The sequence below is a fragment of the Pseudomonas sp. 5Vm1k genome, assembly GCF_056161485.1.
Genome location: NZ_JBSPCZ010000017.1, coordinates 1 through 26695 on the forward strand (window position 1 = coordinate 1; position 26695 = coordinate 26695).

The 26695-nt window shown below is 51.6% G+C and carries 27 protein-coding genes; 7 read left to right on the forward strand and 20 right to left on the reverse strand.

Going from position 1 to position 26695, the window contains the following annotated elements:
• Positions 1-269: 269 nt before the first annotated feature.
• On the forward strand, positions 270-1595 hold the full coding sequence (locus tag ACWIKB_RS26490; protein ID WP_475270442.1) for a DUF6602 domain-containing protein: 1326 nt from the start codon (positions 270-272) through the stop codon (positions 1593-1595).
• A 339-nt stretch (positions 1596-1934) separates the two neighbouring features.
• A complete protein-coding gene (locus tag ACWIKB_RS26495; protein ID WP_475270443.1) occupies positions 1935-3239 on the forward strand; it encodes an ATP-binding protein in 1305 nt (434 codons plus the stop codon).
• Between the two features lie 417 nt (positions 3240-3656).
• Here the strand turns inward: ACWIKB_RS26495 and ACWIKB_RS26500 are convergent, their stop codons facing one another.
• The 6 genes from ACWIKB_RS26500 to ACWIKB_RS26525 all read right to left on the reverse strand — a co-directional run bounded on the left by ACWIKB_RS26500 (position 3657) and on the right by ACWIKB_RS26525 (position 9596).
• Entirely contained in the window at positions 3657-4184 is a 528-nt protein-coding gene (locus ACWIKB_RS26500; protein ID WP_475270444.1) for a DUF4231 domain-containing protein, read from the reverse strand.
• A gap of 319 nt (positions 4185-4503) precedes the next feature.
• On the reverse strand, positions 4504-5691 hold the full coding sequence (locus ACWIKB_RS26505) for a DUF6575 domain-containing protein (protein WP_475270445.1): 1188 nt from the start codon (positions 5689-5691) through the stop codon (positions 4504-4506).
• On the reverse strand, positions 5684-6085 hold the full coding sequence (locus ACWIKB_RS26510; protein ID WP_405121633.1) for a hypothetical protein: 402 nt from the start codon (positions 6083-6085) through the stop codon (positions 5684-5686). The genes ACWIKB_RS26505 and ACWIKB_RS26510 overlap by 8 nt, the downstream gene beginning before the upstream one ends.
• 655 nt (positions 6086-6740) lie before the next feature.
• The gene (locus tag ACWIKB_RS26515; RefSeq protein ID WP_475270447.1) at positions 6741-7610 is read right to left on the reverse strand and encodes an AraC family transcriptional regulator; all 870 of its coding nucleotides are present in this window, start codon (positions 7608-7610) and stop codon (positions 6741-6743) included.
• Between the two features lie 543 nt (positions 7611-8153).
• A complete protein-coding gene (locus tag ACWIKB_RS26520; RefSeq protein WP_475270448.1) occupies positions 8154-8903 on the reverse strand; it encodes a hydroxypyruvate isomerase family protein in 750 nt (249 codons plus the stop codon).
• A gap of 3 nt (positions 8904-8906) precedes the next feature.
• Positions 8907-9596, reverse strand: coding sequence for an aspartate/glutamate racemase family protein (locus tag ACWIKB_RS26525; RefSeq protein WP_475270449.1), 690 nt, complete (start codon positions 9594-9596; stop codon positions 8907-8909).
• A gap of 155 nt (positions 9597-9751) precedes the next feature.
• On the opposite strand from ACWIKB_RS26525, the gene ACWIKB_RS26530 reads away from it, so the two are divergent.
• The 4 genes from ACWIKB_RS26530 (at position 9752) to ACWIKB_RS26545 (ending at position 15660) form a co-directional block, all read left to right on the forward strand.
• Positions 9752-10669 carry a GntR family transcriptional regulator gene (locus ACWIKB_RS26530; protein ID WP_475270450.1) on the forward strand — a complete coding sequence of 306 codons (918 nt, stop codon included), beginning with the start codon at positions 9752-9754 and terminating at the stop codon, positions 10667-10669.
• 198 nt (positions 10670-10867) lie between these two features.
• Positions 10868-13324, forward strand: a complete 2457-nt coding sequence (locus ACWIKB_RS26535) for a membrane-bound PQQ-dependent dehydrogenase, glucose/quinate/shikimate family (protein WP_475270452.1) — start codon at positions 10868-10870, stop codon at positions 13322-13324.
• Between the two features lie 614 nt (positions 13325-13938).
• Positions 13939-14676 (forward strand): TSUP family transporter, encoded by a 738-nt coding sequence (locus ACWIKB_RS26540; RefSeq protein WP_475270453.1) that lies wholly within the window; start codon positions 13939-13941, stop codon positions 14674-14676.
• A 30-nt stretch (positions 14677-14706) separates the two neighbouring features.
• The gene (locus ACWIKB_RS26545) at positions 14707-15660 is read left to right on the forward strand and encodes a TauD/TfdA family dioxygenase (RefSeq protein WP_475270454.1); all 954 of its coding nucleotides are present in this window, start codon (positions 14707-14709) and stop codon (positions 15658-15660) included.
• 201 nt (positions 15661-15861) lie between these two features.
• Here ACWIKB_RS26545 and ACWIKB_RS26550 read toward each other — a convergent pair whose 3' ends face one another.
• The 9 genes from ACWIKB_RS26550 to ACWIKB_RS26590 all read right to left on the reverse strand — a co-directional run bounded on the left by ACWIKB_RS26550 (position 15862) and on the right by ACWIKB_RS26590 (position 21640).
• Entirely contained in the window at positions 15862-16572 is a 711-nt protein-coding gene (locus ACWIKB_RS26550; protein ID WP_475270455.1) for an SDR family NAD(P)-dependent oxidoreductase, read from the reverse strand.
• Between the two features lie 43 nt (positions 16573-16615).
• Positions 16616-17272, reverse strand: coding sequence for a DsbA family oxidoreductase (locus tag ACWIKB_RS26555; RefSeq protein WP_475270456.1), 657 nt, complete (start codon positions 17270-17272; stop codon positions 16616-16618).
• Positions 17269-17490 (reverse strand): tautomerase family protein, encoded by a 222-nt coding sequence (locus tag ACWIKB_RS26560; protein WP_054616509.1) that lies wholly within the window; start codon positions 17488-17490, stop codon positions 17269-17271. Before ACWIKB_RS26560 ends, ACWIKB_RS26555 begins: the two co-directional genes overlap by 4 nt.
• Before the next feature lie 289 nt (positions 17491-17779).
• A complete protein-coding gene (locus tag ACWIKB_RS26565) occupies positions 17780-19393 on the reverse strand; it encodes a Fic family protein (protein WP_475270457.1) in 1614 nt (537 codons plus the stop codon).
• Positions 19394-19395: 2 nt separating this feature from the next.
• A complete protein-coding gene (locus tag ACWIKB_RS26570; RefSeq protein ID WP_475270458.1) occupies positions 19396-19581 on the reverse strand; it encodes a hypothetical protein in 186 nt (61 codons plus the stop codon).
• A gap of 109 nt (positions 19582-19690) precedes the next feature.
• Positions 19691-20368, reverse strand: a complete 678-nt coding sequence (locus ACWIKB_RS26575) for an RES family NAD+ phosphorylase (protein ID WP_475270460.1) — start codon at positions 20366-20368, stop codon at positions 19691-19693.
• On the reverse strand, positions 20368-20778 hold the full coding sequence (locus tag ACWIKB_RS26580; RefSeq protein ID WP_149659072.1) for an MbcA/ParS/Xre antitoxin family protein: 411 nt from the start codon (positions 20776-20778) through the stop codon (positions 20368-20370). The genes ACWIKB_RS26575 and ACWIKB_RS26580 overlap by 1 nt, the downstream gene beginning before the upstream one ends.
• A 291-nt stretch (positions 20779-21069) precedes the next feature.
• Positions 21070-21384: a type II toxin-antitoxin system YafQ family toxin gene (locus tag ACWIKB_RS26585; RefSeq protein WP_475270462.1), complete on the reverse strand. Its 315-nt coding sequence runs from the start codon at positions 21382-21384 to the stop codon at positions 21070-21072.
• Positions 21359-21640, reverse strand: a complete 282-nt coding sequence (locus tag ACWIKB_RS26590) for a type II toxin-antitoxin system RelB/DinJ family antitoxin (protein WP_475270463.1) — start codon at positions 21638-21640, stop codon at positions 21359-21361. The genes ACWIKB_RS26585 and ACWIKB_RS26590 overlap by 26 nt, the downstream gene beginning before the upstream one ends.
• 488 nt (positions 21641-22128) lie before the next feature.
• On the opposite strand from ACWIKB_RS26590, the gene ACWIKB_RS26595 reads away from it, so the two are divergent.
• Entirely contained in the window at positions 22129-23055 is a 927-nt protein-coding gene (locus ACWIKB_RS26595) for a LysR family transcriptional regulator (RefSeq protein WP_475270465.1), read from the forward strand.
• On the opposite strand, the gene ACWIKB_RS26600 is transcribed toward ACWIKB_RS26595, so the two are convergent.
• The 5 genes from ACWIKB_RS26600 to ACWIKB_RS26620 form a co-directional block, all read right to left on the reverse strand.
• The gene (locus ACWIKB_RS26600; protein ID WP_010464672.1) at positions 22972-23289 is read right to left on the reverse strand and encodes an AzlD domain-containing protein; all 318 of its coding nucleotides are present in this window, start codon (positions 23287-23289) and stop codon (positions 22972-22974) included. The two genes, ACWIKB_RS26595 and ACWIKB_RS26600, sit on opposite strands and share 84 nt — an antisense overlap.
• Complete coding sequence (locus tag ACWIKB_RS26605) at positions 23268-23984, reverse strand: AzlC family ABC transporter permease (RefSeq protein ID WP_054054335.1); 717 nt, start codon at positions 23982-23984, stop codon at positions 23268-23270. The genes ACWIKB_RS26600 and ACWIKB_RS26605 overlap by 22 nt, the downstream gene beginning before the upstream one ends.
• A complete protein-coding gene (locus tag ACWIKB_RS26610; RefSeq protein ID WP_213941981.1) occupies positions 23981-24418 on the reverse strand; it encodes a GNAT family N-acetyltransferase in 438 nt (145 codons plus the stop codon). The genes ACWIKB_RS26605 and ACWIKB_RS26610 overlap by 4 nt, the downstream gene beginning before the upstream one ends.
• 13 nt (positions 24419-24431) lie before the next feature.
• A complete protein-coding gene (locus ACWIKB_RS26615; protein WP_475270466.1) occupies positions 24432-25178 on the reverse strand; it encodes a 2OG-Fe dioxygenase family protein in 747 nt (248 codons plus the stop codon).
• Between the two features lie 230 nt (positions 25179-25408).
• Positions 25409-26695: an OprD family porin gene (locus ACWIKB_RS26620; RefSeq protein WP_475270467.1), complete on the reverse strand. Its 1287-nt coding sequence runs from the start codon at positions 26693-26695 to the stop codon at positions 25409-25411.

Sequence of the window (26695 nt, forward strand, 5' to 3'; positions counted from 1 at the left end):
CGGCATGCTCTTCTGGACTGAGGACAATGTTGAGTGCGTTCACCTGCGCTTCTCCGAACGTTGGATGACACCGGAAGTGTAGCCAATATCGGAGAAATGTTAATTTGAGAACAGCACACTAGGGTCAATAGCGGACATCCGATTATGGTTCGTATTGGCCTCAGGCGAGGCCTGATTCAACCATAGCGCGGGCGCCTGTTAACCTGTAACCAAGTTGGTAACCTGATCTACTCAGAACAATGAACCTAGCAAATAATGGGGACTAACAAATGATTCGCAAGGCATCCGAACTACTTGAGCGTTTCATAGAAGCTGAGACGCAAAAGCTAGACGGCTTTGACATGCCTCACATGCCGACGCTAGGAAGTGCATATGAGGAAATTACAAAGCAAGGCATATATCAAGACTTTGCGATCCCCAAACACCTAGATCTAAGAGTGGTATCTGGTTTTATATCTATTGAGGGCCGAATGCTGCCTCAACAAATCGACTGCATGCTGGTACATGGTGAAGGCAAGCAGTTTGGACGGACGCAACAATTCGATTACGACATAGAGAGTGTTCTATGCATCTTCGAAGTTAAAAAAACACTTCGAAAGAGCGACTACGTTGACGCTATTGATCACCTTGCTACTATCAGGAAAAAATTTGCAGAAAATTTCGAAAAAAAATTAATAAACGAAAATTACAAACCCAATATTGCCCCTGCCCGAAGATGGTTCTCGCAAATAACAGGAAAAATCGCCCCAGAAAATTATCTGGACATGCACTCTCTCCCAAAGAGTGAAGGAATACTTTTTTATACCCTTATCCAAGAGTCATTGGCCCCGATGACTATTATCCATGGATACGAAGGATACAAAACAGAACAAGGTCTAAGATCCGCTTTTTTAGACATTATTGAGGAGAAATGGAAGCAAGGCGGCGAAGGTTTAGGGATCCCAAGCATTCCCACACTGGTAACCTCTAATAGGTATTGCCTTGTAAAAGGAAATGGAGTGCCATTTTTGGTTCTAACAGACAAAAACGAGTGGGTATCCGTATTTTCGACTTGCCATAACTCAGCAAAGTTAATACTAGAGCTTATCTGGTCAAAAATCGCAATTTACTTTGATGTAAAGATGCCGTGGGGCGATGGACTTCATATGGATAGCATCGAACCTCTCTTGATTGCTACGGCAGTAGAATCAGATGTCAGTGCCGGCTGGATGTACAATACGCGAGAACTAAAAGAAAAGCATCTTAAACGCGACGATAACAACTGTTGGGAGCCTTCGAAACTAAGTAAGGCAGCAGTCTCCGCAATAGATATTATGGCGATGCGTGGTGGGTACCTACCGACTGATGAAGACATGAACAAATATTTATTGAGCGAGCACGGTACGACTACACAGGAGGTCGCAGAACAGCTCATATTAACTCGCGAATTCATGAGAGATGGAGAGTACATAAGGCCAATACATATGCAAACATACCTAATTACAAACGAGGATGAAACAGGGTTCGTTGCATCAGAGCTTGAGCGGTTTGACTTATGGTGTGCAGAAAATGGAGTAGAACCACATTATATCAATATCTTTTTTTTAGAGGAGTAGATAGTTTGGACTGCCAGCCTTGTTGACGCAGCACTGAAGACTTCTCTCCGAAGGGAGATCCATCTGAACGGCAGCTTTAGGTCCAGGCTGTGTGAGAACGCATGCACTGCGTTGAAGTCTTTTCCTTGCTAAAAACGAGTGCTGCGTCCTTATAACCTGAGTGTTATGAATGACAACAATGGGTCGACACTGTCCTTCGCGAAAGACAGATATCGACTCAAAGCTGCCAGCGACCACGTACAGAAGTCCGCTAAGAGCAGTCATTCGAATATCATAGACATCTCTATAATTTGGCTAATTGACGTCTGCAAGCCGGACTACGAGCTTAGAGGATCAGATATGTATGTAAAACACGTCTCGCTTATAAATTTTGGTCCATTTATCAAGGCAGATTTCGAGTTTTCGGGGGCTGCCATCAACATCGTGGTGGGGGCCAACGCAACCGGGAAGACTCAGCTTTGTGGTGCCATAATTGCTGCGATCGTGGGACGGCCTGCTATCCAGACTCGCGAAGGTGCCACTGGACCGTCAGAGGTATCAGTCACACTGATTGAAGGTTTTTTAACTGAGATGACGACGCTTTATGTCACAGAGAACTCGCCTGGGAGGGTCTCCGTTTCACAGGAGCCATGTCCATTGGCGATTCAAATCTTAGCTACAATGAGTGACCCTTACGGGGCGCGCCTGGTTCTAGCGGAAGGAGGCGAATCGCATGACCTGATAAATGACGATCTGAAAGTAATCGAGAGCGAGTTACCGGAAAGTGTTAAGTATCACGAGCGATGGTTACAGATGCGTAACAACTGGTCATCCAATCAATATATCGGATCACGAGGTGAGAACGACTTAGCTCTCGTTGTGCGAGAGTTAGCTATACGTAAAAAAACAAAATCAAACCTGCCGCTTTTGATAGATGGCCTCGGGATGCATTGGGATCAAGCAACTCGGGTCTTTGCAGTTGAGGTTCTAAACGAAATAGCAAAACTTTCCCAAGTAGTCGTTTTCACAAACCGGGAGGACTTTTTCGTGAATGGCACAACCATCGAAATTTTTCAACCTGAGAGGAGGTCAGATGCGCTGGCGGGTTACAACAACCGTCTCTTCGCACCACAAAGCACTGGGCGCAGACGGAGGCAAATTCCAGCGTGGATAAAAGGGGCTAAATTCCCGAACCAAGAGAACCGCGTTTGCGAACTGAAGGAGATAAAAGGAAATAATCCAATAGGGTCAATAAAATCACTCGTCGATCAATATGCGGTAGCGTTCATGAACGCTGGAGTTTCGCAAAATGGCTCAATATATTGGGGTGTTCGCGACGAAGACTTATCTATTATTGGTGTGTCTTTATCAGAGCGAGAATGTGATGAGCTTCGGCGAGTTGTCACAGAGAAGCTCCATAAAATTGCGCCAGCGATAGCACCGACTGCTTATCAAATAGAATTGCATCCCGTAAGTGACGGTATGAAAATTATTGACAGTCTATATCTCGTCGAGGTGAGAATCCCAGCAGTTCGCCGCACCTTGCTATTCGCAACGGGAAGTCAAGAAGTTTACGTTAAAACTGACGCAGGAAAGCGACGATTGTCCGCAGTAGAAATTCAATGTGAGCTACTGAGACGAGTGGGAGTCGAGCCATCTTTCTAAAATTTTTCTAAATACTATAATATTGAACTTGGTGTCAGCGCAGCGAACTATAGTTGAGCGAAACGAATTCAAAAAAACACTGATAGTTTCAGCTACAAGGAACTAGCCACAACTTCAACTCTTATAGAGTAGCTCGATCGGCACAAAGCCACCCTCGTACTGGATAATTCGGGGACAGACCACAATTCCTGGCTTAAATGAATATACAGACGCTAAATTAATCGTGGTCTGTCCCCGCCCCCCGAAAACCTGCCACCTGGAAAGTTCTTTCGTTTAACGGTTCGACTTCGGACGGGATCTCCTAGAATGAAGCATATACTAAAGTTCTTCTTGATTCTTAGGCGCCCAAGTACATTAACAGACGCCATGTTTCGACTCAGATAAGGTGGCTTGCCCCCCTGACTTCTACTTATGCACTCACTCCTGAGGCGAAACTCTTGGCTGGGCATGCTTTGTCGCTTCAACCGTTTCACTTGCCATAGTCATCACATTTAGCGTCGCGGAATTTTCTATCGCTATAGCCTCCTCCACTCTTTCTACAAATAGCCGAAACGCCTCTTGATCATTCATTCCGAAATATCGACCCACCCTAGACCGATACAAAAACTCTTCATGACCTAATAACTGTTCGGTAGATCGATAATTTTTCCACTGTTCCCTATAGTGGTAAACGCTCTCTAACGACACCGCAATAACAACCAACAAACTAATAACAGTAAGGAGAAGCTGTATTACCGAAACACCTAAAACACTATACGAAAATGACACATTCGCTAAAACAGGTACAACACTTCCTCCAACTACAGAGAAGGCACGCATATACAAATACCGACTTTTCATTCTTACAGCTTTCTTATCATACCAGCCTTTATATTGAGCCACCCTATCAGCAATATAAGACTCAGGAGATATTGGAACCAATGACGACATCTCATCGCTACGCATTTATAGTACTCCAGAAAAACCTAAACAATATGGTCAAGATCAAAACGAAAACGGCCGCAGATTTATTTTTCCTCCACCGCGAGGGGGGGGGTAATCCCAACCTAAAACATTCCTTCAGCAGGTATAGAACATGGGCACAGATTTATTTTCCGTCTAGCAAACCATCTCCAATAGACGATTCAAGCTTAAACTAGAAAACATACCTAATTTTTTCCGAGAGAAAAAACTATAAATACTCTACAGAAACTCGCATACCCGTAGCGCACAATTAAATCATTGGTTATTTTCTGGAGTATACTTCCCGAATACTCAAACAAAATCACTCTATCTTAGAAAGCGAAACAAGCAACCACCGTACCGTTTCATGTCCAGACATCGAACTGACTTGGACCGCCTTCTTCAAAACAGCTTTATACATATCATTTATTTTCGAATGCCTTACACTTGTTACAGCTTCATCCAAAACCTTACCACTATACTCAACATTATCATTAGTACGCAATCTATAGCGATTAGTTCGGGTATCCAATCCAAGCAACTCTGCAATCACTACGTGCTCAGTAGACATATCAACTTCGATCTGCGATACAATTTCATATGCTTTGTCAACTTGCTCCCTTGACAAGGTCACTGACTTACTCAGCTCTTTATTTGGTGATCCCCATTCTATTTTAATCGGGGACCCAAGCATTTTTACCTCTTTCAAGAAAGCCCTATATTTAGAGGTTACACGCGCACGTAACAAGTGAAGCTGATTGCTCAGCTGATCTTCATCATCACCAGCCAACATCAACACCATCATTAACTGCAATGACTCAGCCAATAACGAATTAGAAAAAAGTTCGACATTTAAATTTGATTTAAATTGAATACCAAAAGAACCTTCGAATATTTGACAAGCATTCAATCTGGTTTTATCTAAAACCGCCGCAGGAATTGGACCTTTGACTGTGACGTTCCCCTCAACTGTTTGACCAAGAGCGTCAACCAACTCCTGAGAGGTGATTAACATATTACCCAATGATCTAATTCCGATCTCGGGTAAATTGGTGTCAACAGGATATAAGTGTATATTATAAGTCTCCCTATTTGATGATAATGCTGCTTCCTCTGCATCAATAGCGCCTAATCCGTACTTCTTTCTAGTTGTAGACTTAAGAAATGCATTTTCTGTCGGAAGATCCTCTAGGGGAACCTGTTCTGGAAAAATGAATTCTACTAACCCCACCCCATAGAAATTCGTTTCAACCTTTGCTAGATATCCGTCCTCTGGTAACAAAAAAGCTTGATTTAAATTCATTCTCCGATCGATTAATGTATTAATTCGATCTATAGAAATAGGCAGATAAAGCCATTCAAAGCGCTCACCATCATCATAAGTTGAGACCACTAGAAAAAAAGAACCTGACCGATTTCTACATGTAAAAAGACGTGGAAAATCAAAGAACTCAAAAACCTCAAAGAACGTCAACTCTCCGAGCTGCGTAGATACTGGAAGACTAAGCATTGCTTGACTCCCTAGCAATTACTGTAAATACATCAACAATATTTTGGATATTTTCCGGAAGCCACCAAGTTTTATGCCCCTGGCAATTAGACGAAGGCGTACTGGCCCATACTCCTAACGGGGCACTAAACTTCGCCACCGCGATTTTCTTCTTTTTCATGGCCGGCACAGCCTCCGCCAACTCGTAACAAGCGGAAAGATCTGCATAAACAGAAAGCCCACGCGCATTACATTCCTGAGTTCCCCAATCATGCTCTGGCTTTAGATGATAATAGCTTAAAAAATCTTTAGCAGCTGGGTTGCGACCGTTGATAAATCGATATACGACCCCAGCAGTAGAACTGGCAGAAGAGGGAGGACACTGATTAGGATAATGTGCAGGCCAAGTCATCATATCTTACTTCCATGTTTCTTTATCGTAGAAGAATATCTTAGTCGATCTAATAATTCAACAACCGCCATTAACCCTCCACGCTAATCAGAACGTCTTTAAGGGGAAATAACTTAAGCTTTCGATAGAAGCCAATTATTGAACCGATCTGAAATATCAAAATTAATATTCATCCATTCCCACTTTTATATTCCATTAAAATGGCGTTATAAGGTTTTTCATTTGTTGCCCTTGGAAGGTAGCAAAATGCCACTCGATCGTCCACATCCGACGATGCATCGCTAGGTGGTAAACCTATAGAGTTCGCAAGTCATCGATCATCCCCACCTATGGGTGATACGAAGAGTTCGGCCGACGTGGGGCAATGTAGTCAACTGCTTCAGAAGTCCGATTCGAGTCCATCAAACGCCATAACTAGCTGATTTATTTATAGTTACCAGTTGGGGTACGCCAAATTTTCCACCGACTTCCAGACCCACAAAAAACCTAGCCGCACCGAATGCTACCGTTCGTCTGGTGCCGCACCATACAAAACAAAGCCCTCGTAGAAATACGAGGGCTTTGTTGCTTCTAGGGTTTGGAAACTCCCCCTAGAACCTGCCACATTGCTGCGCGGACACTCGTCAACGTCCGTCAGGGTCGAAAGCTGCTTGCTCTGCTATTGCAGCGGAACATACACATCAGTTTGCCATTGATCCTGCGGTGTCTCGGGATAGGCGCTCAGGTAATGAAAGAACAACGGCTGGTCACGAAGTTCCTCTCCACTGGCCGGAAGCCAATCGCGGTAAATCGGATAGATCGTTTCGCCGATGTGATCCGGTGACCCCGCGTGTCGCACCACGACGCAGCGACCGCCAGGAATGACGATCTCGTGCACACCGAACTCATTCGACGCCACGGCCTCGTGAATCTCGCCGCAGATTGCGAAGCGGAATTCTTGTGGAGGTGTCGTATCGGGGTTGCCATAGGGAATGCCAAAGGTGCGACTCGATGCCACCGGCGACTGTCCGCTCTGCATACGCCACTCGATGAACTTGCATACGCTCTCATTGACGAGCCCGGCGGGTCCGCAGTGCTCAAGCGTTGCTACCCTGACTTCAGGGAATTTCACGATTCGTACTTGCATGATGATAGTCCTGGAAAAGTGAGGGATTGCGAATACCGTACTCCAGACCTGCCAGTTCGGTTCCTTCCCGAACGCACTCGGCGTCATACCGAACGCCCGCCTGAACGCCCTGCAAAATGCCTCTGGACTTTCAAAGCCGGCACCGAGTGCGGCGTCCAGTACCGAGTGATCAGCGAGGGAGGCCAGGCGATGTGCCGCGCGTCGTAGCCGCATCAGTTGCACATAACGCGAGACAGGCACTCCTACGAACGCGGTGAATTGCCGATGGAAGTGAAACGCCGAAAAGTTCGCCACATGGCTCAACGTCTTCACCGACAGGTCACCTTCGAGATTGGCATCAATGTAGGCGAGTACGGCGTTGAAGCGTTTTGTGTAAGCGAAGTTGGTCGGCATGTCAGACACTGGGAAAAGGCTCCGGGAAGTACGATCGGCAATAGAGTCGACTATAACGGCGTGAACGCGCCTAGCCGCGTTTGCTCAAGGTGCGTTTTGCGTTGGCCAATGTGATCTCTTCCAAGGCGATGCAAAGGTCGGGGGCATCCAGGTGTCCACTTCTGACCGTCTGCTGCCTGTCGCCACGGCAGCTTTTGGCGGATTTCTGCCTATTCTCTACGGAGGGGATGATCGACAACGTTCGAATTCAGGAGGATTACCATTCCGTATGCGGCTCTGAATTACTTGCAGACCGACAACGTGCTGACATCTAAAAAATCCCGAGTTCGATTCCACCGAACGCCATAACTAGCTGATTTATTTATAGTTACTAGTTGGGGTACGCCGAACTTTCCAGCGAACTCCAGACGCCCGAAAAACCTGGCCTCCCCGAAACATAACGTTCGTCTGGTACCGAACCATACAAGGTTCCAGAGAAGGCTTTCAAATTCTCCGGAGCCCACAAAAAACCCGCCTTCTGGCGGGTTTTTTCGTTTTGGCTATCTGCCAGAGCTAAGCCCTTAGCGGCTTAATCCAGTCAAGGCTCGCAACGGTCGTACTGGAAGGACGGTATTCACACCCGATCCATCCTGTGTAGCCGCGCTGCTCCAGCGCCGCGAACAAGAGTGCAAAGTCGATAGCGCCCGTTCCCGGTTCGTGACGACCCGGGCAGTCGGCAATCTGCACATGAACGGTTCTGTCGTAGAAGCGAGCCAGAACATCTGCGGCGTCTGCGGTCAGAAGTTGGGCATGGTAAAGATCGAGAATCAGCCCGACGCTCGGGAAGGTCTCCAGCACCTGTTGCGCCTTGCTGAAGTCAGACATGTAATAGCCCGGCATTTCTTGCGAACTGATCACTTCAATCAGTGGCCGCAACCCCTGATCTTCGAAGTACTTGACTGCATACTCCAAGTTGCCCCCGAAAATAAGTGCTGCCTCATCCTGCGTGGTCACTCCCGACATGATGTGGACATCCGAACACGCCAGCGCCTTTGCATAGCGGGCAGCCTGGAGCAGCCCGTTGCGAAACTCTTCTTCCTTGCCCTGCAAGGCCGCGATGCCTTTGGTAACGCCAGCCGGTGCGGCGAACTGAATCAACGGCAGACTGTATTGCGCCAGGTGGTCGGCTAGCAGGCTCGCGTCGAACTCATAGGGCGACGGGAACTCCACCGCCCGGAAACCGGCAGCGGCGGCGGCTTCGATGCGTTGCAGAAAAGGCAGCTCATTGAATTGGAAACCCAGATGAGCATTGAACTTGAGCATTGGCTAAACCTCCATCCTGGGAAGAAACGAATCATCAGCCTGGAGCATTCTTCGCACCTCCAGCACTGCACTATCGGGTGTGGTCAATACGGGCAGACCACAGCGGGCCTGCGCTTGCCCTGCGGCGCTCGTCATCGAAAACTGGGCAAAACAGATCAGATCGCAGTCTCTGACCTGACCGGCCATTTGCGCGATGGCGGCATCATGACGTTCTTTGTTCCCTTCACTCAGTGCCTGCATTGCACCCGGGACAAAATAGGGCACTACCTCCAGCGCCCGACCACTGCGCTCAGCCGCTTGCGTGAACTCGGCCATTATCGAGGTGAGAGTCGGCTCAAATGTCGCCAGCACGGCAACGCGCGATGCTTGTGTCAGTGCCAGGTTAATCATGGCTTCGTTCGGCTTGAGCACTGGAATGGCAATGTCAGCCTTGCATAGGTTGATGGCATCGCCAAAAGCCGAACACGTAAAAAGAATGGCGTCCGCTGCGCTTTGGACGGCGTAGCGCGAAAGCGTCAGAAAGCGCGCCTTCATACTCGCGGTTAATTCACCCTCCGCCACTCGGTCTCGGGACAGCGAGTCTTCGAGCAGATTGATGATCTGTGCTTGCGGCCACTGCCGGGCAAAAGCTGCGGTAACGGGATCAATCGCCAATGCTGTTGCGTGGATCAGAAAAATGCGTGGTGCCTTCATGCTGATGTGCCTCGACAAGGTTTGTTCAACAAGTTCACCAGCGCTCTTTGTGCAGATACCCGCCTACCCTTCGTATGGTATTTTCCAACGCCAGTCCGATGGGGGTAGTTGCCCCAACGGGAACGGACTGAAGCTAACCATTTGAGAGAGAACCTGTGATCAAGAAAGACCTCGCCTTGCAGTTGGCCCCACGCGTCATCGACCTGGTTCGCGCCCGGTCGATGAAAGCCGGGGAGCCGTTGCGCGAGCAGACGTTTGCGCAAGCGCTGGGTGTTTCGCGTTCGCCTATCCGGCGGGTTTTTGCGTTGCTCGCCGAGTGGGATCTCGCCATTCAGGAACCCAATCGTGGCTACTTTCTGAAGCAAGGCGCAGGGCAGATTCAGGAAACAACATTCCCTCTCGTCAGTGATCCTTTCGAAGACTTTTACCTTCGCGTGGTCGACGACATCTTGGGTGGCGAAATACCTGCCCACTTTTTCGAAGCGCAGCTGTTGCGCCGTTACGAAGTGCCCCGCGGGCAATTGCTCAAGGTGTTGAACAGACTGGCCAGTGAAGCCATGGTGGAGCGCAAACCCGGTCAAGGATGGGTGCTCAAAGACTTTGTGCACAATGCCCAGACACACATCCAAAGCTACCGCTTCCGCATGGCGATCGAGCCGGCCGCCCTGCTTGAGCCCGGTTATCAGATCAATCACGCGGCGTTTGCCCGGGCCAGGCAACAACAGCAGGCCATGCTCGATGGGGACATCCACACGCTGTCTCGCGCCCAACTGTTCCAAGTCGGCGCCCAGTTTCACGAACTGATCGTGCAATGTTCCGGAAATATCTTTTTCATCGAAGCCATACGCCAGCAAAACCAACTCCGGCGTTTCATTGGCTACAAAGCTAACGTCGATCGCACTCGTCTTATGGCGCAATGCCGGGAACACATCCATTTGCTCGACCTCATCGAGTCTGATCGGCGTGAAGAAGCCGCTCAATTTCTCTGGAGGCACCTGGACGAAGTGGGCCGTCTCAAGACGCAACAGGACGTCATGCCAGAAGCACACCACGAACACCCCATTCCGGATTGAAGCCTCGTCAGAGCCCCCCCAAAAATTCGCCGATCAGCTTAGCATGATTGTTTCTAATCAAAACAAGATACAAAAACATGGCACGTTCGTACTAGACAGTTAATTTTTTTCGCCAGATATTGTATTTCATTAGAACAATAAGCAATTATGCGCGCCGCTGGACGCGGAGCCATATCGAATGACACAGGGAAGATCGCAGTGAAACAAAGGACGTTGGATAGCGGGCCGGGGATCTCGAACTTTCTGTTCGGGGTCTACACCATCTGTGTTGCCGTGCTTGGAGCGATACTCGCCTATAGAGGTGGAGAGCTTGTGGCTGCTGGAGGATCGCCCTATTACGCCATGATGGGCACCGTCCTGTTGCTATCGGCCATCCTCATCGGCCTGAAAAAGTCGCTCGGCATCTACCTCTTTGGCGCGGCCTCCCTGGCCACCCACGCCTGGGCGATCTGGGAGTCCGGGTACGATGGCTGGGCTTTCATTCCACGCCTGGCCTGGCTGGCTGTTCTCAGCATTCCGTTTCTGGCTTTCTGGCCCTTGGTGCGTCGTGACTTTGCCAACGCCAAAAGAAGTCATTACTTCACCATTATGGGTCTACTGCCGATACTCATGGCGGTCACTATCCTGGTGCCTCTGTTCTTCCCGAACACCGTTCACCTTGCCGATTCGACGCTCGTGACGACGCGTCCTGAGCAACCCTTCAGTCGTAATACGGTGACTTCACCGGACGGTAATATTGCCGCCTCACACGACGAAACCAATTGGACCGCCTATGCAGGCTCCAACTTGGGCAATCACTATTCCGCCGCATCGCAAATTACCCCTTCGAATGTGTCGGGCCTGGTGAAAGCCTGGGAATACCACCACGGCGACGTGAAGCAACCCGGTGAAAAATCCAAATACATGAACGAGGCCACGCCGATCAAGGTGGGCAACTCGCTTTACACCTGCACACCAAAGCAAATCATCATTTCTATAGATGCCACCACCGGGAAGGAGAACTGGCGGTTTGACTCCAAAGTCGACCCCGACTACTTCGCCAATGGCGGCGCCTACTGTCGTGGTGTCTCCTATTTCGAAGTGCCCAATGCCAGTGGCCTGTGCGCCTCGCGCATCATCTGGGGTACCAACGACATTCGCTTGGGAGCGGTAGACGCCTTGACGGGCAAAGCGTGCCCCGGCTTCGGTAACGCAGGTTTTGCGGATTTGAAGGACGGGTTAGGCACCTTCAGAAAAGGCTCGACCGGTATTACTTCCGCCCCCATCGTAATCCGCGGGGTAGTGATCACCGGCGGCCGAGTCCTTGATTCAGATGTGCGCCCTGCGCCTTCGGGAGTGGTACGTGCCTACGACGCGGTGACCGGCCAACAAAAATGGGCTTGGGACTTGGGCCGCCCAGACACCAACGCCCCTGCGGGCAACGACGAGACCTACACGCTCAGCACACCCAACTCATGGGCACCGCTTTCGGCCGACGATGAACTGGGATTGGTGTATGTCACCACCGGCAACGCTGCCGGCGACTTCTATGGCGGTACTCGCACCGAACAAGAAGACAAGTTCAGTTCCTCCCTGGTGGCACTGGATGCCGCTACAGGGAAGGTCAAATGGCATTTCCAGACGGTCCACCACGATCTGTGGGACTACGACCTGAGCCCACAACCCAATCTGATTGACTTCCCCACACCATCGGGCACCCGCGCCGCCGTCATTCAAGCCACCAAATCCGGCCAGTTGTTCGTGCTTGATCGGGCTACCGGCGAGCCGTTGGTGGATATCGTGCAATCCCCCGTCCCACAGGGAACGGCTCCCGGCGACTACACCTCGGCCGCCCAACCGATTTCGCCGAATATGCCGAGCACCATGGGGCGCCCATCGAAAACACCGGAAGTACTCACCGAGGCAAATGCCTGGGGCTTGACGCCATTTGATCAGTTGCAATGCCGCATCGAGTTTCGCCAGGCACGTTACGAAGGGATCTTCACACCGCCAGTCGTTGGCCAACAAAGCCTGATTTTCCCCGGCCACCATGGCGGCTTGAACTGGGGAGGCGTAATGGTCGACCTCAAGCGTGGCCTGCTGATCATCAATAACCAGCGGCTCCCGTACATGCAGGGACTAGTGCCTCGCGAACAACTCGATGCCATCAATGCCAAGTCATTCCAGGAAGCGCCGGGCAACAACCAAGGCTACCGCGTGCAGGCCGGACTGCCTTACGGCGCCATCAAAGATCCTTGGATGTCATCCCTTGATCAACCGTGCATTGCGCCACCGTGGGGCTTCATTAGCGGCATAGACCTGCGCACACGGGATGTCGTCTGGAGTCGCCCGTTCGGTACGGGGTACGACAGCGGGCCTTGGGGAATTGCCTCTCGTACGCGCTTCGAGATTGGTACGCCAAGTGATGCAACGGGCGTGACAACCGCTGGAGGCGTGACGTTTATCGGTGCAGCCATCGATCGTTTCATGCGGGCTTACGACAGTGAAAGTGGCGAACTGCTGTGGGAAGAACGCCTGCCCGCAGGCAATCAGGCTTCACCCCTGACCTACATGAGCCAAGGCCGACAGTACGTCGTGGCCGTGGTTGGCGGTCATGACCGAATTCCAACCAAGTTGGGTGACAGCATCATTGCCTGGGCCTTGCCCGAGAAGTAAATAGCGTTCGGCCTGATAAGGCTCTCCGCAACACTGTCGGACAGGAGGCAACATATATGGACATTCTAATAATGTTGTCTCCCTCTATAAAAACTACAGTGTTGTCGGAGAGCCCAACAATGCCTCACGGCGTTTGGAAGGCATAACCTCATACATAGCGCAATGTCACACATCAGCACTTAACTATAAAAAAGCACAACACCGAGCTGACACTCAGTCATTACCCGCAAGGTGAGTTAGCGCTTGAACGCAGCACACCGTTAGTTCAATCAACAACACTAAAACTCTCACTATTGAAAAGTGATCGGGCGGTTATTTCTCACACTGAATCTCGTACTTACATACTAACCCAACATCACTCATCGCTATTTAAGACCCCTTGAGCAGGGCCGGAAACCTTATCGTCTTTGAAAAAGATACCGTTCAGACAGTGAAGTGTATGGCCTGTGCGTGCTTGATGGCTTTATTGCCTTTGAAATTAATAACGTCGGAGTTTCGCAGGCAACTCATCATTATTTAAGCCCTCTCATTATATAGTGAAAAACAGCAACACGAGCAGTCACAATTTTGAGATGCACGTTGTACCCCCCAAGAGAAATTAACAGGAATTAAAAATGTTTGAAAACTTATCCGGCTTATATGTCTTGGTGGGCGTCAGCTTTATAACGTCATTTATGACTGCGGCCATTGGAGTGGGTGGCGGGATTGGACTGCTTGCAGTGATGCCCCAATTCTTACCTATATCAGCAGTTGTCCCGGTTCACGGTTTGATTCAAATGGTCAGCAATGCCAGTCGATTTGCTTTTGATTACAAGAGTGCAAAAGTAGATATTCTCCCTAAATACATCATCGGCTGCCTGGTGGGCGCATTCATTGGATATTTCTTTATAGGTAAATTCCCTGAGAAATATTTATCACTCGTCTTGGGCTTTTTCATTCTGGCCATCACATGGACCAAGATCGTTTCACACTTGGGCTTTATATTTAAAAATTTTGCGATTGTTGGGTTTGTTCAAACATTCCTTTCGCTCTTTGTGGCAGTCACGGGTTTGATATCACAACCCATCTTGATGAAGATGAATATTAAAAAAGATGAAGTGATTGTCACCCATGCAATGCAAATGAGCGTGCTGCACGGATTGAAAGTCGCCGCGTTTGTAATTGCTGGCTTTGCGTTCATGGACTACGCAGGCCTGATCATAATCATGATCATCGCCTCCACTGTCGGCTCGTACTTTGGTGGGTTTCTTAGAGATCGAATCTCGCAGCCTGTAGGCGCCATGCTTTTGAAAGCCGGCGTCACTTTTTTCGGTTTAAAAATGATCCTGGATCATTTTATTCAGAGCGTTTGAACGTTATATAACCACAACAAGGAGTGTGAAATGACGAAAAGCAAGAAGTTCGATTGTGTCGATGCTAAAGGAATTTCGGTTTTTCTTAATGAGCATGGTTATTGTGTCATCAAGCCTCAAGACGACTCCGTGGAGGCATTTAGAGATATCGCGGGGAAGTTTGGGTTAATTCAATTCCATACAAAATCTGATAAAAGTGGCGTCGTCGGCGGTGGAGAGCCTATAAACAAAGACTGGCAAGTTTTCAAAGACGATTATCATGGCGAACTATCAAGTGATTTTTTCCCACACACTGATGGGTCTTTTTTGAATGGGATGGCCTACGTAGATGGTGTGGCAAAAAAAATCACGCCGCCCAAATTTGTCATTCTCCAGTGCATATCCAAGCCGGAGATTGGCGGCGACAACTTCTTGGTTGATGGACAGAAAATCTACAATGACTTACGCGCCAATCAAGCACATGTTTTAAAGACATTGATGACCAGCGGCAGCGTTACTTATTGCCGAGATGATCTGTTGTCTATGGACTGCTCTGTGTTCGAAAAAATCAATGATGATACATTAAGAATTCGCTATCGATATGACAGCACTGCGTTTATTCCCGAATGGGCCAGTGCGGCGTTCAATTATATCCAAAATAATTATTCAACCAATGAACACTACATTACCAACATAAGCCTTGAACCGGGGGAGATCCTGGTGATGGACAACCTTAGAGTTCTACACGCACGCCATAAATTTTTCGATGGCAACAAGAAAAGAAAGGTAAGACGGCTTTGGATTGCCGATGATTCAGGGGTTACTTTTAAAAACATATTGAATCAATCACCTGTTCGCAGGGCCATGTCCCCTTTTGAAAAATATAATATCGCTCAACGAGAAAATGCAGAGCATTCATTTATTGAATACACATGCGGCATTCACTATCAACCGAATAAAACCCTATCAAAAGCTCATAACGAACTTGAAATGATCGCCGAGTGATACTAATCACGGACATTACATTGGCAATACCCCTGTATACAGTGGTGTCTAGCTTTTAGATAACTCTAACTGTTTTCAAAGCAACTATCTGATCCCGAATGCCGCATCGTCATGATGCGACACCTGCTGCTGCACCCGACAAACAAAGCCCTCGTAGAAATACGAGGGCTTTGTTGTTTCTGGAGTCAGGAAAGCCAGGTTTTAGTGACCCGCACTCTGGCCACCATCGACATGCAAGATTTCACCCGTGACGAAGTTGGCGTTATCCAGATAAACAACCGCCTGAGCAATATCGCTGATCTCCCCCATCCGACCTACCGGATGCAAACTCCCCAGCGCTTCATGCGTCTCCTCACCATGCATCGGCGTCTTGATGATGCCCGGCGAAACCGCATTCACCCGAATCCCGCGCTTGGCGTACTCAATGGCCAACGACTTGGTCGCCGCATTCAATCCACCTTTGGTCAACGAAGCCAGTACCGACGGCACGCCATCAATCGCATGGTCCACCAAACTGGTGGTGATGTTGACGACGTGACCGCTGCCCTGCTTTTCCATCTCGGTAATCGCAAGTTGGGTGATGTAGAAGAAGCCATTCAGGTTTACCGACAATACGGCGGCGTAGTCTTCCTGGGTGTACGCAGTGAACGGCTTGGCGACAAAGATCCCGGCGTTGTTGACCAGAGTGTCGATGCGGCCGAAGCGTTCGATGGCTTCACGGATGACTTGCTGGGCGACACCCGGTTCACCGATGTCGCCGGCCAAGGTGTGAATGTCCGGGTCGGTGGACGGCTTGATCGAACGCGAAGTCGCGACCACTTTGTAATCCAGATCACGGAACGTTTTAACCATACCTGCGCCGAGACCTTGGGAGGCGCCAGTGATAACGATGACTTTTTTCGAATTGCTCATGATGAACCTCAACTAATAAATGATGATCTGAAAAAGTGATTAATCAGGCTTCAACAGGCGCCTGCGCCATTTGTCTCAACATCTGTTCGCAGTACTCGACCGACTGCGAACCGGACACAAGGTGCCGACCGTTCAGCACCATGGCCGGGACCGAGTTGATGCCGCGTTTGCGGTAAAACTCTTCAAGGTCACGCACTTCTGTGCCGAACGCTCCGGACGCCAACACATCGCGGGCAGCTGCCGCATCCAACCCCACTTCCGCCGCCAGTCGAACCAATGTTTCGCGGTCACTCAGGTTCTGACCGTCGGTGAAGTAAGCGCGCAGCAAGGCTTTCTTCAGTGCGACCTGCCGCCCTTCCTGCAACGCCCACAACAGCAACCGGTGCGCGTCGAAGGTGTTGTAGAAGTGGCTGCGTTTCTCCAGGTCGAACTTGAAACCGATGGCCTCACCGCGAGCAATCTGCATCGCTTTGCCGGCGGCAACGTCTTCGGCGGTGCGTCCATATTTGCGCATCAAGTGCTCGACGGCTTTCTCGCCGACTGCCGGCATGTCCGGGTTCAACTCGAAGGGCTTGTAGGTCAGCTCGACCGAGATTTCACCGGCCACGTTCTCGATCGCCTGCTCCAGCGCCGTCGCACCCAATGCGCACCACGGGCACACCACGTCGGAGATGAAATCGATAGAGACGGACGCGGTCACGATTTGCCCTCCGCGTCAGCCAGTTGCTTGCGGTACTTGGTCGTGGTCATCCCGGCGTAACCCCAGTTATCGGTGTCGACTTCTTCGATCACGATGTGGGTCAGGTGCGGATCCTTCTTGAGGACGCGTTCCAGGGTTTCAGTGATTTCGGCGATCACCTGAGCTTTCTGCTCCGAGGTAACACCGTCGCGGGTGATGCGAACGCTTACGAAAGGCATGAGGAAAATCTCCAGTGACCTGCCCCGTCGGGATGATGGGGAGGCGTTGGAGATAAATGTAGGGGGTTGGGTCAGGGGGATAAAGGTGGGGGCGGGAACATCATTAGTTACGTGGCGTAATAAGTGCCGACTGCGCGTGGAAAGTGGTGCACGCCTCCCGAATACCCTCAGTAGTCGATTAGCAGGGTGCTATTTAGTAGTCATCGTGGACTGTTTGGACAGTAGGACTGTGTCCTTTTAGTCACGCATAAAAAAACCCCGAATCAATCGGGGCGTTTTGCGAAGTCCATTATCTACCCACTGGCTGAGTGGGATGATAGCGATCAACCACGCTGCTATCTATCGGCTCTTCCTCCCGCACGGACTGGGCCACAGCTTCAGTAATGGCGGACCAAATTTCTGGCCTCGTCAGCACCGGCATTTCCTTTGCCAATACATTGCTCAACTTGCCTTCGTTCTGCTCCATGGATCGCAACAACCGATCAGCCTGATGATCCGGCATTTCAACGACCTCCATGATCGCCTGCCGAGCCCGTATGTGACTGCGCAAATACCGCGACTCTTCGCGCATTTGTTCCGTGATGGTGCGACGAATGACGTTGGACATGAAAACGACGTGTGGCCCCAGGTTCGGGTAACGCCACACCGGACGGGCCTGATCCTGGCCGGTGAATTCAATATTTGAGACCACGCCGTCAGGGTATTGCGTACGCGTGCTGGCGAACGTTACCTGGTCACGGATGCCCTGCATGAGCGGTTTTGAAACCTGATCCAAGACGCTGTCGTACAGGCGCCTCTCCGCAGAGTCGTCAGTGATAACGGCTGAGATCGGAAGAATCACCGTGTCTGGAATCGCACCGTCACGACGCAAAATATCGTTGATCAGGAAACGATGTACCCGGCCGTTACCGTCGGCCAGTGGATGGATATAGACGAAAGCGAACGCGGTGACAGCGCTGCGCATGACCGTGGACTGGCCCTTGGTGCGATTCAGAAAGACGCGAATGCCTTCCAGCATTCGCTCCAAGTCTTCCTCTGGAGGCGCGACGTAATGGACGATTTCCTGATAGCGCACTGTCTCGCCGACAAACACGGGGGACTGGCGAATTCCCAGGCGTGTCAGTGTTGTGACGTCTCCCAGGATTTCTTTTTGCATCTCCGCCAGTGTTGCGTCGGTGAGTGGCAGTTCGCCCTGACCGGTGCGTCTTGCCATGACATCGGCGAAACGCTGGATACGAGTCGAACGATTCGCCTCCCCTTCAATGGCGAAGCTGGCTTTGCTTTCCCTGAGTGTCATCCACGCCGCCGCACGGAGCAGCAGCGCTTCGCCAAACTCAGCGGTCAGTTGACCAAAGAGCTGAGGAACATCGAGGTTGGCGGCCGATTTCACGGCCTCTGTCTTGACGATGGTTGGGCAGAAGTAGTTCGTGCCGGGAAGGTTGTCATTCACTCGCCAACGCGGGGCCTTCACCGCTTCTTCAGGTGAAGCGGCCACCATCAAATCGGCGTTGATAACATCTACGTAGTTACCGCCTATTCGATCTGGCACTTTCAACTGCTGACCAGTGAGCCACTCGAACAAGAAAGCTGCCCTGCGCGCGTATTGACCCGTAGGCTCGGCATCCAACCAACCCTGCACCGATGAAGGACCGAGCTTCGTAAACAGTCGGGTCAGAAACTCAAGGTTTAGGACTTCATGCCGCAGGTGAAATTGCAGATGGGAGTCTAGGTCCGGATCGGGGCGCATATTTTCCGGGTAGGTCTCAAGACGAAACCCATCCTCGACCTGAGTGAACCGTCGACTACCGATCTGACTTAACACTGGCAGCCTCGCCATCGGCAAGACTGCGAATGTCGTCGCTAGCCAGGCAGCACCGATAGGGTCTGCGGGAAACTCGCTCACGGTCACACTCCTTTGAAAAGCTCGGCCAAATTAAAAAGCCTTACAAATGGAGAGTAGCGCTCAAAATCAATTTTCTCTGCATAAAAACGATTATTTTTCGGCACAAGTGCATAAAAACGATTATCTAGGGCAGCTTGTATTGAATTTGCTAACGGTTTTTTGAGTTCAAAAAGCTCAGTCGACCACATAAAAACGATTTCAGATGCTCAAAAACGATTAAAAAACCGACATTTTGCATAAAAACGATTAGAGACCGACCAAATCACTCTCAAGTTCTAACCGTTTTTTACCCCCCGCTCAAACCTCACTCACCTCAAACACAAACGAAATCCTCCGGCTACTCGCACTCCAAACATACCGAATGTGCTTCCCCTGCTTCGGAATCGACACCGCCGGCGGTCGAAACGCGGCAACACATTCATGCCCAAGCAAACGAACGCTGTTGTAGAGCAATCCCCACGACAGTGTTTCGCGTAGTTGCTTCGCGAACGCTTGGGACGGACCGTACGCAGTCGGGTCTGGATCATGCAGGTGCGGATAGTTATGGCGAATGTCATGCAGCGGTTTGACGACCTTGTTGACGTAAGTCCGCATGGTCAGCTCAAGATCTGGCTCATTGGTCGCAGCGAGAAATCGTTCCTGGTGATAACTCGTCTCTGCAATGGCAGCAGCCTGGCTGCTCGCCGCGTAATAGACGCCAAACGTGCCATCAGTGAAGCGACTGGTTTTGCCGATGTGCGTAAACGCAGCCATCACGGGTGTAGAGCCGGGGCCTGAAATTCGATCTTCAGGACGGACTCGGCAGAGTACACCCGCCTCTTCCATCAACCGATCGTTGGTCAATGCTTCCAGCGCATAGGCGGTGGGCAAGTCTTCCGGATCGAGCACATCTTCAAACAACGAAATCGGCGGAAAGCAGCTGTTAACGATCCGATAGGCCCGCGGCCATTGCGGATCGACCAGTTCCGGAGTCATCAACCGCGCACTCCGTCGAGGTAGCGGCGCACGTCAGCGATGTCCACCACGCGCCCGACCAGCATGTAATCCAAAGCAGTCTGGCCATTGAACGGCGCAGCGGTGTTTGGGCTGCTGACCCATTTGTAGGCGCGCTCGCGGCTGTTGCTGAAGATGATGCTCAGCGCCTTGTGGATGCCCATCAGGTAGGAAATGCGTTCCAGGGTGTCGTGGGGCAAACGCACATTGGGCGGTAGGTGTTTGTACTTGTAGAACGTGGTGTTGCCGACTTTGCCTAGCAGCGTACGCTGTTGCTCGGCGCTGCAGCCCCAGCGTTCCATGAGGTTGAAGAAGAACTTCAGCGCGACCCGGCCGGCTTCGGGCGAGTCGAGTTGTTGCTGTGGGCTTAAGGCTGGTGATGAGGTAGGCATGGGGTCGCCTCCGCTGTAATGTCTTGGGTTCAGACTAGTACAGATACGGACAGATATGTGAATTTATTCCGCAAACGGACTTACCTGATGCAGGCAAACTGGCACAAGTACCATTCGTTACAGAGAATCGACCAAGAGTACGAATACGCTTGCCTTCAGGTAGCGAAAATCGGCGTTATGAGCCCTGATGATGAGTTGAACAACAGCGTTCGTGGGAATTTTCGAATGAAGAAGCAGCCTTATTGGCTGCTTTTTTAGAGTAAGAACCGCGTAAGTACTACTACACGGGATCTATTTGAATAGCTCGGAGTGACTTCCAAGATCAACAAACGTAATCAAATCGGGCCGTGTGTGCTCATAGACCAGCAAAAAGTCGCCACCAATATGACACTCCCGAAATCCAGCCCAATCGCCGGTCAAAGCGTGATCCAGATACTCAGCCGGCAGTTGCTCACCAAGAAACAGCATGACCATCAATTGGCGGACTTCATTCATGTCACGACGCCCAGCCCGCCTGTATCGTTCCCAAGACTTCTTGAATTCTGAAGTTTGTGCACACTGTTTAGGCAACTCAGCGCGTTTATGCTTTTTTTCCGGTTTCGCCATCAGCGTCCCTCAGCATGTCGTCTATCGAGCCGAACCGCTGGCGAATATCTCGTGCTTCCAGCATGGCGCGTGCAGTCTTCTCAGAAGGGACGCGAACCTCAAACGGGAGCCCTTGAGTCGCTACGACCTGACGGAGAAAAAGACGCATGGCGTCACTGATGCTCAGCCCGCAAGCGCTCAATACTTCTGTAGCACGCATTTTCAGATCCTCATCAATGCGGCAACGCACGTCAGTGGTTTTCAGTAATGCACCCATGGCAATAACCTCACTGTTAGTCTGTAGCTACATTGGCGCTACCTCTGCATTGTGATCGGGGGTCTCATTTTCGGTCAATGCCAAGTTGATAAACGGCCTAACACCAGCTCAACGGACAACGTCTTGGCTATTGGCTGGAAGTTTGTCGACCTATTACAACCGCTCTGGCTAGCTCCAACCATCAGCCCGATCGCAACCTGCCCTGAGACGCGTCCGAGACCATTGCAGGAAGAATCCACTACAGCCGTAATCCCCACCCTCCAAAAAATGCCCAAACCTCCCCGATCCAGACATCTTTTTTGACCCCAATCACCCCCACCCCGCCAAAAACCCCGATCCTGTGTAAGCCTCCAGCCATCGGCTGCGGAATCAATTCGCTACTAAACTCGCGACAACTATGCTCAGGTGCAGGAATATAGCCGGCATAGGCGCCGGATAGGCCGCAAGGTACACAACAATTGCCAGCCCACTTTAGAGGGCATTACCCCATGGATAGCAGAACCTTACGCAACCTGATGCGCATCGTGCAGACCGGCTCGTTGTCGGCGGCGGCGGAGCATTCCTGTTTGACGGTGCAGGCGTTGGCCGCGCAGTTGAACAAGGTTGAAGAGCAGTTTGGTTTTCGCCTGTTTCGACGTTCCAACAAGGGCTTGACCCTGACGGCGCAGGGCACGGAGCTCACGCCTTATATCGACAAGGTCTTGGTTGCCACGCGGCAGATGGAAGAGAAAGTTGCAGCGTTGAAGGTGCCCGGTCAGCGCACGCTGAAGGTGGCGCTGAATACCACGCTGTCGGAGGACTTCAATCGGCGAATGATCGGACGCCTGTTTGAAGTGTTTCCTGATCATCAGCTGGAGTTCTCCTACGCCGAGTCGATGGAAAACCTCAGCAAGCTGAAGAATGAAGACTTCGACCTGGCCATTTTGATCGGCCCGCAAAAGCCCGGTTTGCCGAGCATTGTGCTGCCAGATGTGCACGTTCAGGTAGTCGGTGCGCACTGCGGCCAGGAGAACGATCCGCTGGTGTTGCTGGGCGACAAGCTTCAGGTGCGTCCGGCGGACGATTGTCCGTATTCCCACAGTTTCTTGCGCTTTCTCGACGCGGGCCTGGGTAATTACGAAACCGGCCAACGGACGATTTACTCCTGCAGCGAGACCCTGACCCTGTCGCTGATCCCGCAAATGGACGGCATCGGTATGGTGTCCCGCGAGGCCGCCCAGCGTAACGGCTTGACCATTTTTCCGGATTTCGAGGATTTCCTCGAAGTGCGGCTGGCGGTCAATAACCCAGAGTTGTCGGGCCAGGCGTTGAGCGATGTGGTCGACCTGCGCCTACATGAACGAGCCGAGCGCAATGTACGCAGCCGTCCCAACCGCCACACTGAGAAAGAGGTTTTTGCTGAAATACGCACATAGCAACGTCGGAATCGCTGCGTAGAATTCCGGGCGATCGAGCTGCACATGCTGGTCCTTGATCAACAAGGGCGTGAGGCTGATCGCAGCGACGATCGCCACTGGCAGGTATTCCAGCGCCCTGGCTACGAAGGGCGGCCAATGGTCAGTGTTCACTTGCAGCGGCAACGCGCGCGGCAGGAAGGTCACGGCCATCATCAGCACGACGACCAGGATCAGGAACGTTTGGTCAGGCATACACCCACCCCGCAACCCACGAATGTGGCAATAAACACGTTGAATGGCGAGCTGCCGACCAGGCTCAAGGCGCCCATGCAGGCGACCGCAGCCGCGGCGGCGATCAGCTTATTGCGGGTGTTGCACAGCGACACCAGCACGTAGAGCATCATCGCAGTCAGGGCGTAGTCGAGTTGATACTTGATCAAGTGAGACGCGTACTGCGCACAGATCGCCCCGAGCAAACCGCCGAGCACCCACGAGGTGTGGCAGAACAGGTTGAAGCCGATCAGGTAACGCACATTGACTGGCGCGCCACTGCCCAGTTTCACGCTGTGGAAGGCGAACGATTCATCGGTCAGGCCGCCGGCATAACACCAACGCTCGAAACGACTGAGCCCCAACGCCCGCAATGCCTTGGCCATGTAGACCGACATAAGCATGTGCCGCGCATTGATCAGGAATGTGGTGAGGATAATCGTGGTCAGCGAAGCGCCGCTGGAGATCAGCGCCAACGCGGCGAACTGCGAAGCGCCGGCATACACGAACAGGCACATCGCGACCGGCAACCACACGGGCAACCCGGCGTTGACGGCCATCAAACCAAACACAAACGACACCGTGAAGTAACCGGCCACGACCGGGCTGGCTTCTGCAAAAGTGCGCGAAGGCTGCGGCTCGACCATCAGCGGCTGGCTGCTGGACGTCTCATTCATAGGTCCCTCTCAAAGGTCGTTTCGCCACGCGGCTCGCAAAAACCCTGGGCAGTCCAAAAACGTTTGCCGGCAAGGTTAGCATCGTCGACAAACAGGAACATCCGCAGTACACCCACGCGTTTCATATCCGCCGACGCCGCTTCCACCAAACGTTGGCCCACGCCTTGGGCGCGATACTGCGGGCTCACCGCCAAATGGTTGATGGTGCCACGACTGCCGAGCATACCGCCCAGCACCGCGCCGACCACTTCGCCACTGAGGTCGAGCGCCAGGTACGCGGTGGTGGTCTTCTGCACCAACACGCCGCGCAGGCATTTGGCGTCCTGCCACTCGCAGAACGACACTTCGTCGAACTGCCGAAAAAAGCGCTCCAGGCGCAGCGCATCCTTGGCATTGGCCCGCCACAGCATCACCGATGCCGAGGCGCTGTCCATGAGGTCGAACTGTTCAGCGAACAATGTCGAAAGCGGTCCCGGGCCGCGAGAAGGAAATCGCCAGGATTTGCCGGTACGCCATGTCATGGGAATGGACATTGCGCGCCGGGGTCACGTAGTGACGCATGTCGCGATCAAGGAAGAACGTGGTGTCGAGAATTTCCTGATAGGTCGTCGACGCTAGCTGCTCTTCGTGGGCGCTGTAGAGGCGGCTTTCGGCGCCTTCCACATTGTTGCGACCCCAGAAGTGCACGCCGCTGAACGGATAACCGTCGCAATGAATGCCTTCGGGGGTGATCTCCAATTGTTTGCCCGGCTTGATCTCGATGCGAATCTGATGGATCTGGCATTGCCAGATTTCGTCGTGCAACTCCGGCGGGAGAACGTTTTTGTACACTTCAAAGTCGATGTCGATGAGGCTGCGCATCACCGGTGAATTAATCACTTCATCGGAGAAGTCCTGGAAGTGGCGAATCATTCCGCCGACATAGCTGTTGTTGGCTTTGGACTGAATGTAGGCACGGTGTTCCAGCTGCTTCAACTCGCGGCTCACCGGGTTGTATTCGAAGTCACTGTAGCGACGGAAACGCATGCCGGATTCGGCCTGGCCGTAGTAGCTGTCCGGCTCCATGTTTTCCCAACTTCTGGTCAGTCGGACGAAGTCAGCAAAATGACCGTAGAGATTGAAGTCACCACCCTGGACGTTGACAAATTTGTCGCGTCTTAGCGATTCGCCAACTTCTCTGTTTAAAACGATCATTACTAGTCTCCGCTGCATTGAGCGGCCTAATCTATTAGGTGCAGGATTTCCGTCCATGAGAAAGAATTTCAGGCATATCAAGTGCTGCTTGAAGCGCGGTAAAAAGATGCCTTGAATCGACTTTTTTATGCTCAAAAAAGCGTTTTTAGAACGTTTTTACCAAAATGCAGCAAAAAAAAACCCCGAGCCAGTCGGGGTTTTTTAGTGAGTTTTTTCAACTCAAGCGATCATCAGAAGATGTTGATCGGGTAATCCACGAACACACGGAGTTCGTTACCGCTGACGTTGTACTCGCTGGATTTCTGCGAAACACGCAGGATCGAGCTGCGCAGTTTCACGCTCAGGTCTTTGGCCGGGCCACTTTGCACGACGTATTTGAACTGGTTGAAGATTTCGCGCTCGGTACCGCCTTCGCTGGTGGAAGTGGTGATGTTGTCACCACGCACGTAGGCCACGTTGTAGCTCAGGCCCGGAACGCCGAAAGCGCTGAAGTCCAGACCGTAGCCCACTTGCCAGCTGCGTTCGTCTTCGGCGTTGAAGTCGGACCAGTAGGAGTTAGCCAGGTAGATGGTGTTGCCACCGTCGCCGACACGACCCTGATCTTTCTGATAGCCGCCGTAGGCGTAGCCCAGGTTGCTGTCGCCGGTGCTGCGCTGATGAGCGATGGTGAACGAGTGCGGGCCGGTGGCGAAGGTCGCTGCCAGGCTCCAGATCTTATTGTCGTCGCCGGTAATACCGTTTTCGCGGACGTAGGAATTGTCCAGTTTGGTACGGTAACCGTTGAAGTCCAGGGTCAGGGACTGATCCTTGTCGATCGGGAACACGTAGTTAGCGTTCACGTATTGCTTCTTCAGCACGTCTTCGACGTCGGACGCGTAGACCGCAGCTTTGAATTGCTCGGTGAACTGGTAGCTACCACCCAAGACGTTGATCGACTTCAAGCCACCACTGTCACGACCTTCAGCGCTTTTACGCGATTCGGCGGTGAAGCGACCGGCGTTCAGTTCCAGGCCTTTGATCTCCTTGGAGGTGATCAAGGTGCCGGTGTAGCTTTCTGGCAGCAGACGCGAGTTGTCGTAGTTCAGTACCGGCAAGGCCGGCATCTGGTCGCCGTAGGTCAAGGTGGTGCTGGAAAGGCGGAATTTAACCGCTGCGCCGCCCTTGGACAGGTCGTTGGCCGGGTTGCCGCTGTCACCCTTCTTGAAGAAGTCGATGCCCTGAGCACCGCTGCGGTCTTCACTGCGCTCAAGATTGAGCGCGTACAGACCAAAAGCGTCCACACCCACACCGACAGTACCTTGGGTGAAACCGGACGTGAACGTACCGATGGCCGCTTGGCCCCACTCGGATTTATCCGGGTTGCCGTCTTTGTAATCACGATTGATGTAGGCGTTGCGCAGCAGCACTTTGAGGCTGCTGTCTTCAACAAATCCCTTGGATTGGGCCTGGTCGTTAGCCATGGCTTGTGTAGCGCTCAACATCCCCAGAGCGATCAGGCTGATTCGCTTGTTCAACAT

What these genes read in the sequence shown, in the direction of transcription:
- ACWIKB_RS26600 (WP_010464672.1), bottom strand. Translation starts at nt 23,289, where the DNA reads ATGCCTGACCAAACGTTCCTGATCCTGGTCGTCGTGCTGATGATGGCC.
- ACWIKB_RS26490 (WP_475270442.1), top strand. Translation starts at nt 270, where the DNA reads ATGATTCGCAAGGCATCCGAACTACTTGAGCGTTTCATAGAAGCTGAG.
- ACWIKB_RS26550 (WP_475270455.1), bottom strand. Translation starts at nt 16,572, where the DNA reads ATGAGCAATTCGAAAAAAGTCATCGTTATCACTGGCGCCTCCCAAGGT.
- ACWIKB_RS26580 (WP_149659072.1), bottom strand. Translation starts at nt 20,778, where the DNA reads ATGCCTACCTCATCACCAGCCTTAAGCCCACAGCAACAACTCGACTCG.
- ACWIKB_RS26605 (WP_054054335.1), bottom strand. Translation starts at nt 23,984, where the DNA reads ATGAATGAGACGTCCAGCAGCCAGCCGCTGATGGTCGAGCCGCAGCCT.
- ACWIKB_RS26505 (WP_475270445.1), bottom strand. Translation starts at nt 5,691, where the DNA reads ATGCTTAGTCTTCCAGTATCTACGCAGCTCGGAGAGTTGACGTTCTTT.
- ACWIKB_RS26615 (WP_475270466.1), bottom strand. Translation starts at nt 25,178, where the DNA reads ATGATCGTTTTAAACAGAGAAGTTGGCGAATCGCTAAGACGCGACAAA.
- ACWIKB_RS26525 (WP_475270449.1), bottom strand. Translation starts at nt 9,596, where the DNA reads ATGAAGGCACCACGCATTTTTCTGATCCACGCAACAGCATTGGCGATT.
- ACWIKB_RS26595 (WP_475270465.1), top strand. Translation starts at nt 22,129, where the DNA reads ATGGATAGCAGAACCTTACGCAACCTGATGCGCATCGTGCAGACCGGC.
- ACWIKB_RS26560 (WP_054616509.1), bottom strand. Translation starts at nt 17,490, where the DNA reads ATGCCTTTCGTAAGCGTTCGCATCACCCGCGACGGTGTTACCTCGGAG.
- ACWIKB_RS26570 (WP_475270458.1), bottom strand. Translation starts at nt 19,581, where the DNA reads ATGTGGTCGACTGAGCTTTTTGAACTCAAAAAACCGTTAGCAAATTCA.
- ACWIKB_RS26590 (WP_475270463.1), bottom strand. Translation starts at nt 21,640, where the DNA reads ATGGGTGCATTACTGAAAACCACTGACGTGCGTTGCCGCATTGATGAG.
- ACWIKB_RS26620 (WP_475270467.1), bottom strand. Translation starts at nt 26,695, where the DNA reads ATGTTGAACAAGCGAATCAGCCTGATCGCTCTGGGGATGTTGAGCGCT.
- ACWIKB_RS26575 (WP_475270460.1), bottom strand. Translation starts at nt 20,368, where the DNA reads ATGACTCCGGAACTGGTCGATCCGCAATGGCCGCGGGCCTATCGGATC.
- ACWIKB_RS26520 (WP_475270448.1), bottom strand. Translation starts at nt 8,903, where the DNA reads ATGCTCAAGTTCAATGCTCATCTGGGTTTCCAATTCAATGAGCTGCCT.
- ACWIKB_RS26545 (WP_475270454.1), top strand. Translation starts at nt 14,707, where the DNA reads ATGACGAAAAGCAAGAAGTTCGATTGTGTCGATGCTAAAGGAATTTCG.
- ACWIKB_RS26585 (WP_475270462.1), bottom strand. Translation starts at nt 21,384, where the DNA reads ATGGCGAAACCGGAAAAAAAGCATAAACGCGCTGAGTTGCCTAAACAG.
- ACWIKB_RS26610 (WP_213941981.1), bottom strand. Translation starts at nt 24,418, where the DNA reads ATGGACAGCGCCTCGGCATCGGTGATGCTGTGGCGGGCCAATGCCAAG.
- ACWIKB_RS26510 (WP_405121633.1), bottom strand. Translation starts at nt 6,085, where the DNA reads ATGATGACTTGGCCTGCACATTATCCTAATCAGTGTCCTCCCTCTTCT.
- ACWIKB_RS26540 (WP_475270453.1), top strand. Translation starts at nt 13,939, where the DNA reads ATGTTTGAAAACTTATCCGGCTTATATGTCTTGGTGGGCGTCAGCTTT.
- ACWIKB_RS26500 (WP_475270444.1), bottom strand. Translation starts at nt 4,184, where the DNA reads ATGCGTAGCGATGAGATGTCGTCATTGGTTCCAATATCTCCTGAGTCT.
- ACWIKB_RS26495 (WP_475270443.1), top strand. Translation starts at nt 1,935, where the DNA reads ATGTATGTAAAACACGTCTCGCTTATAAATTTTGGTCCATTTATCAAG.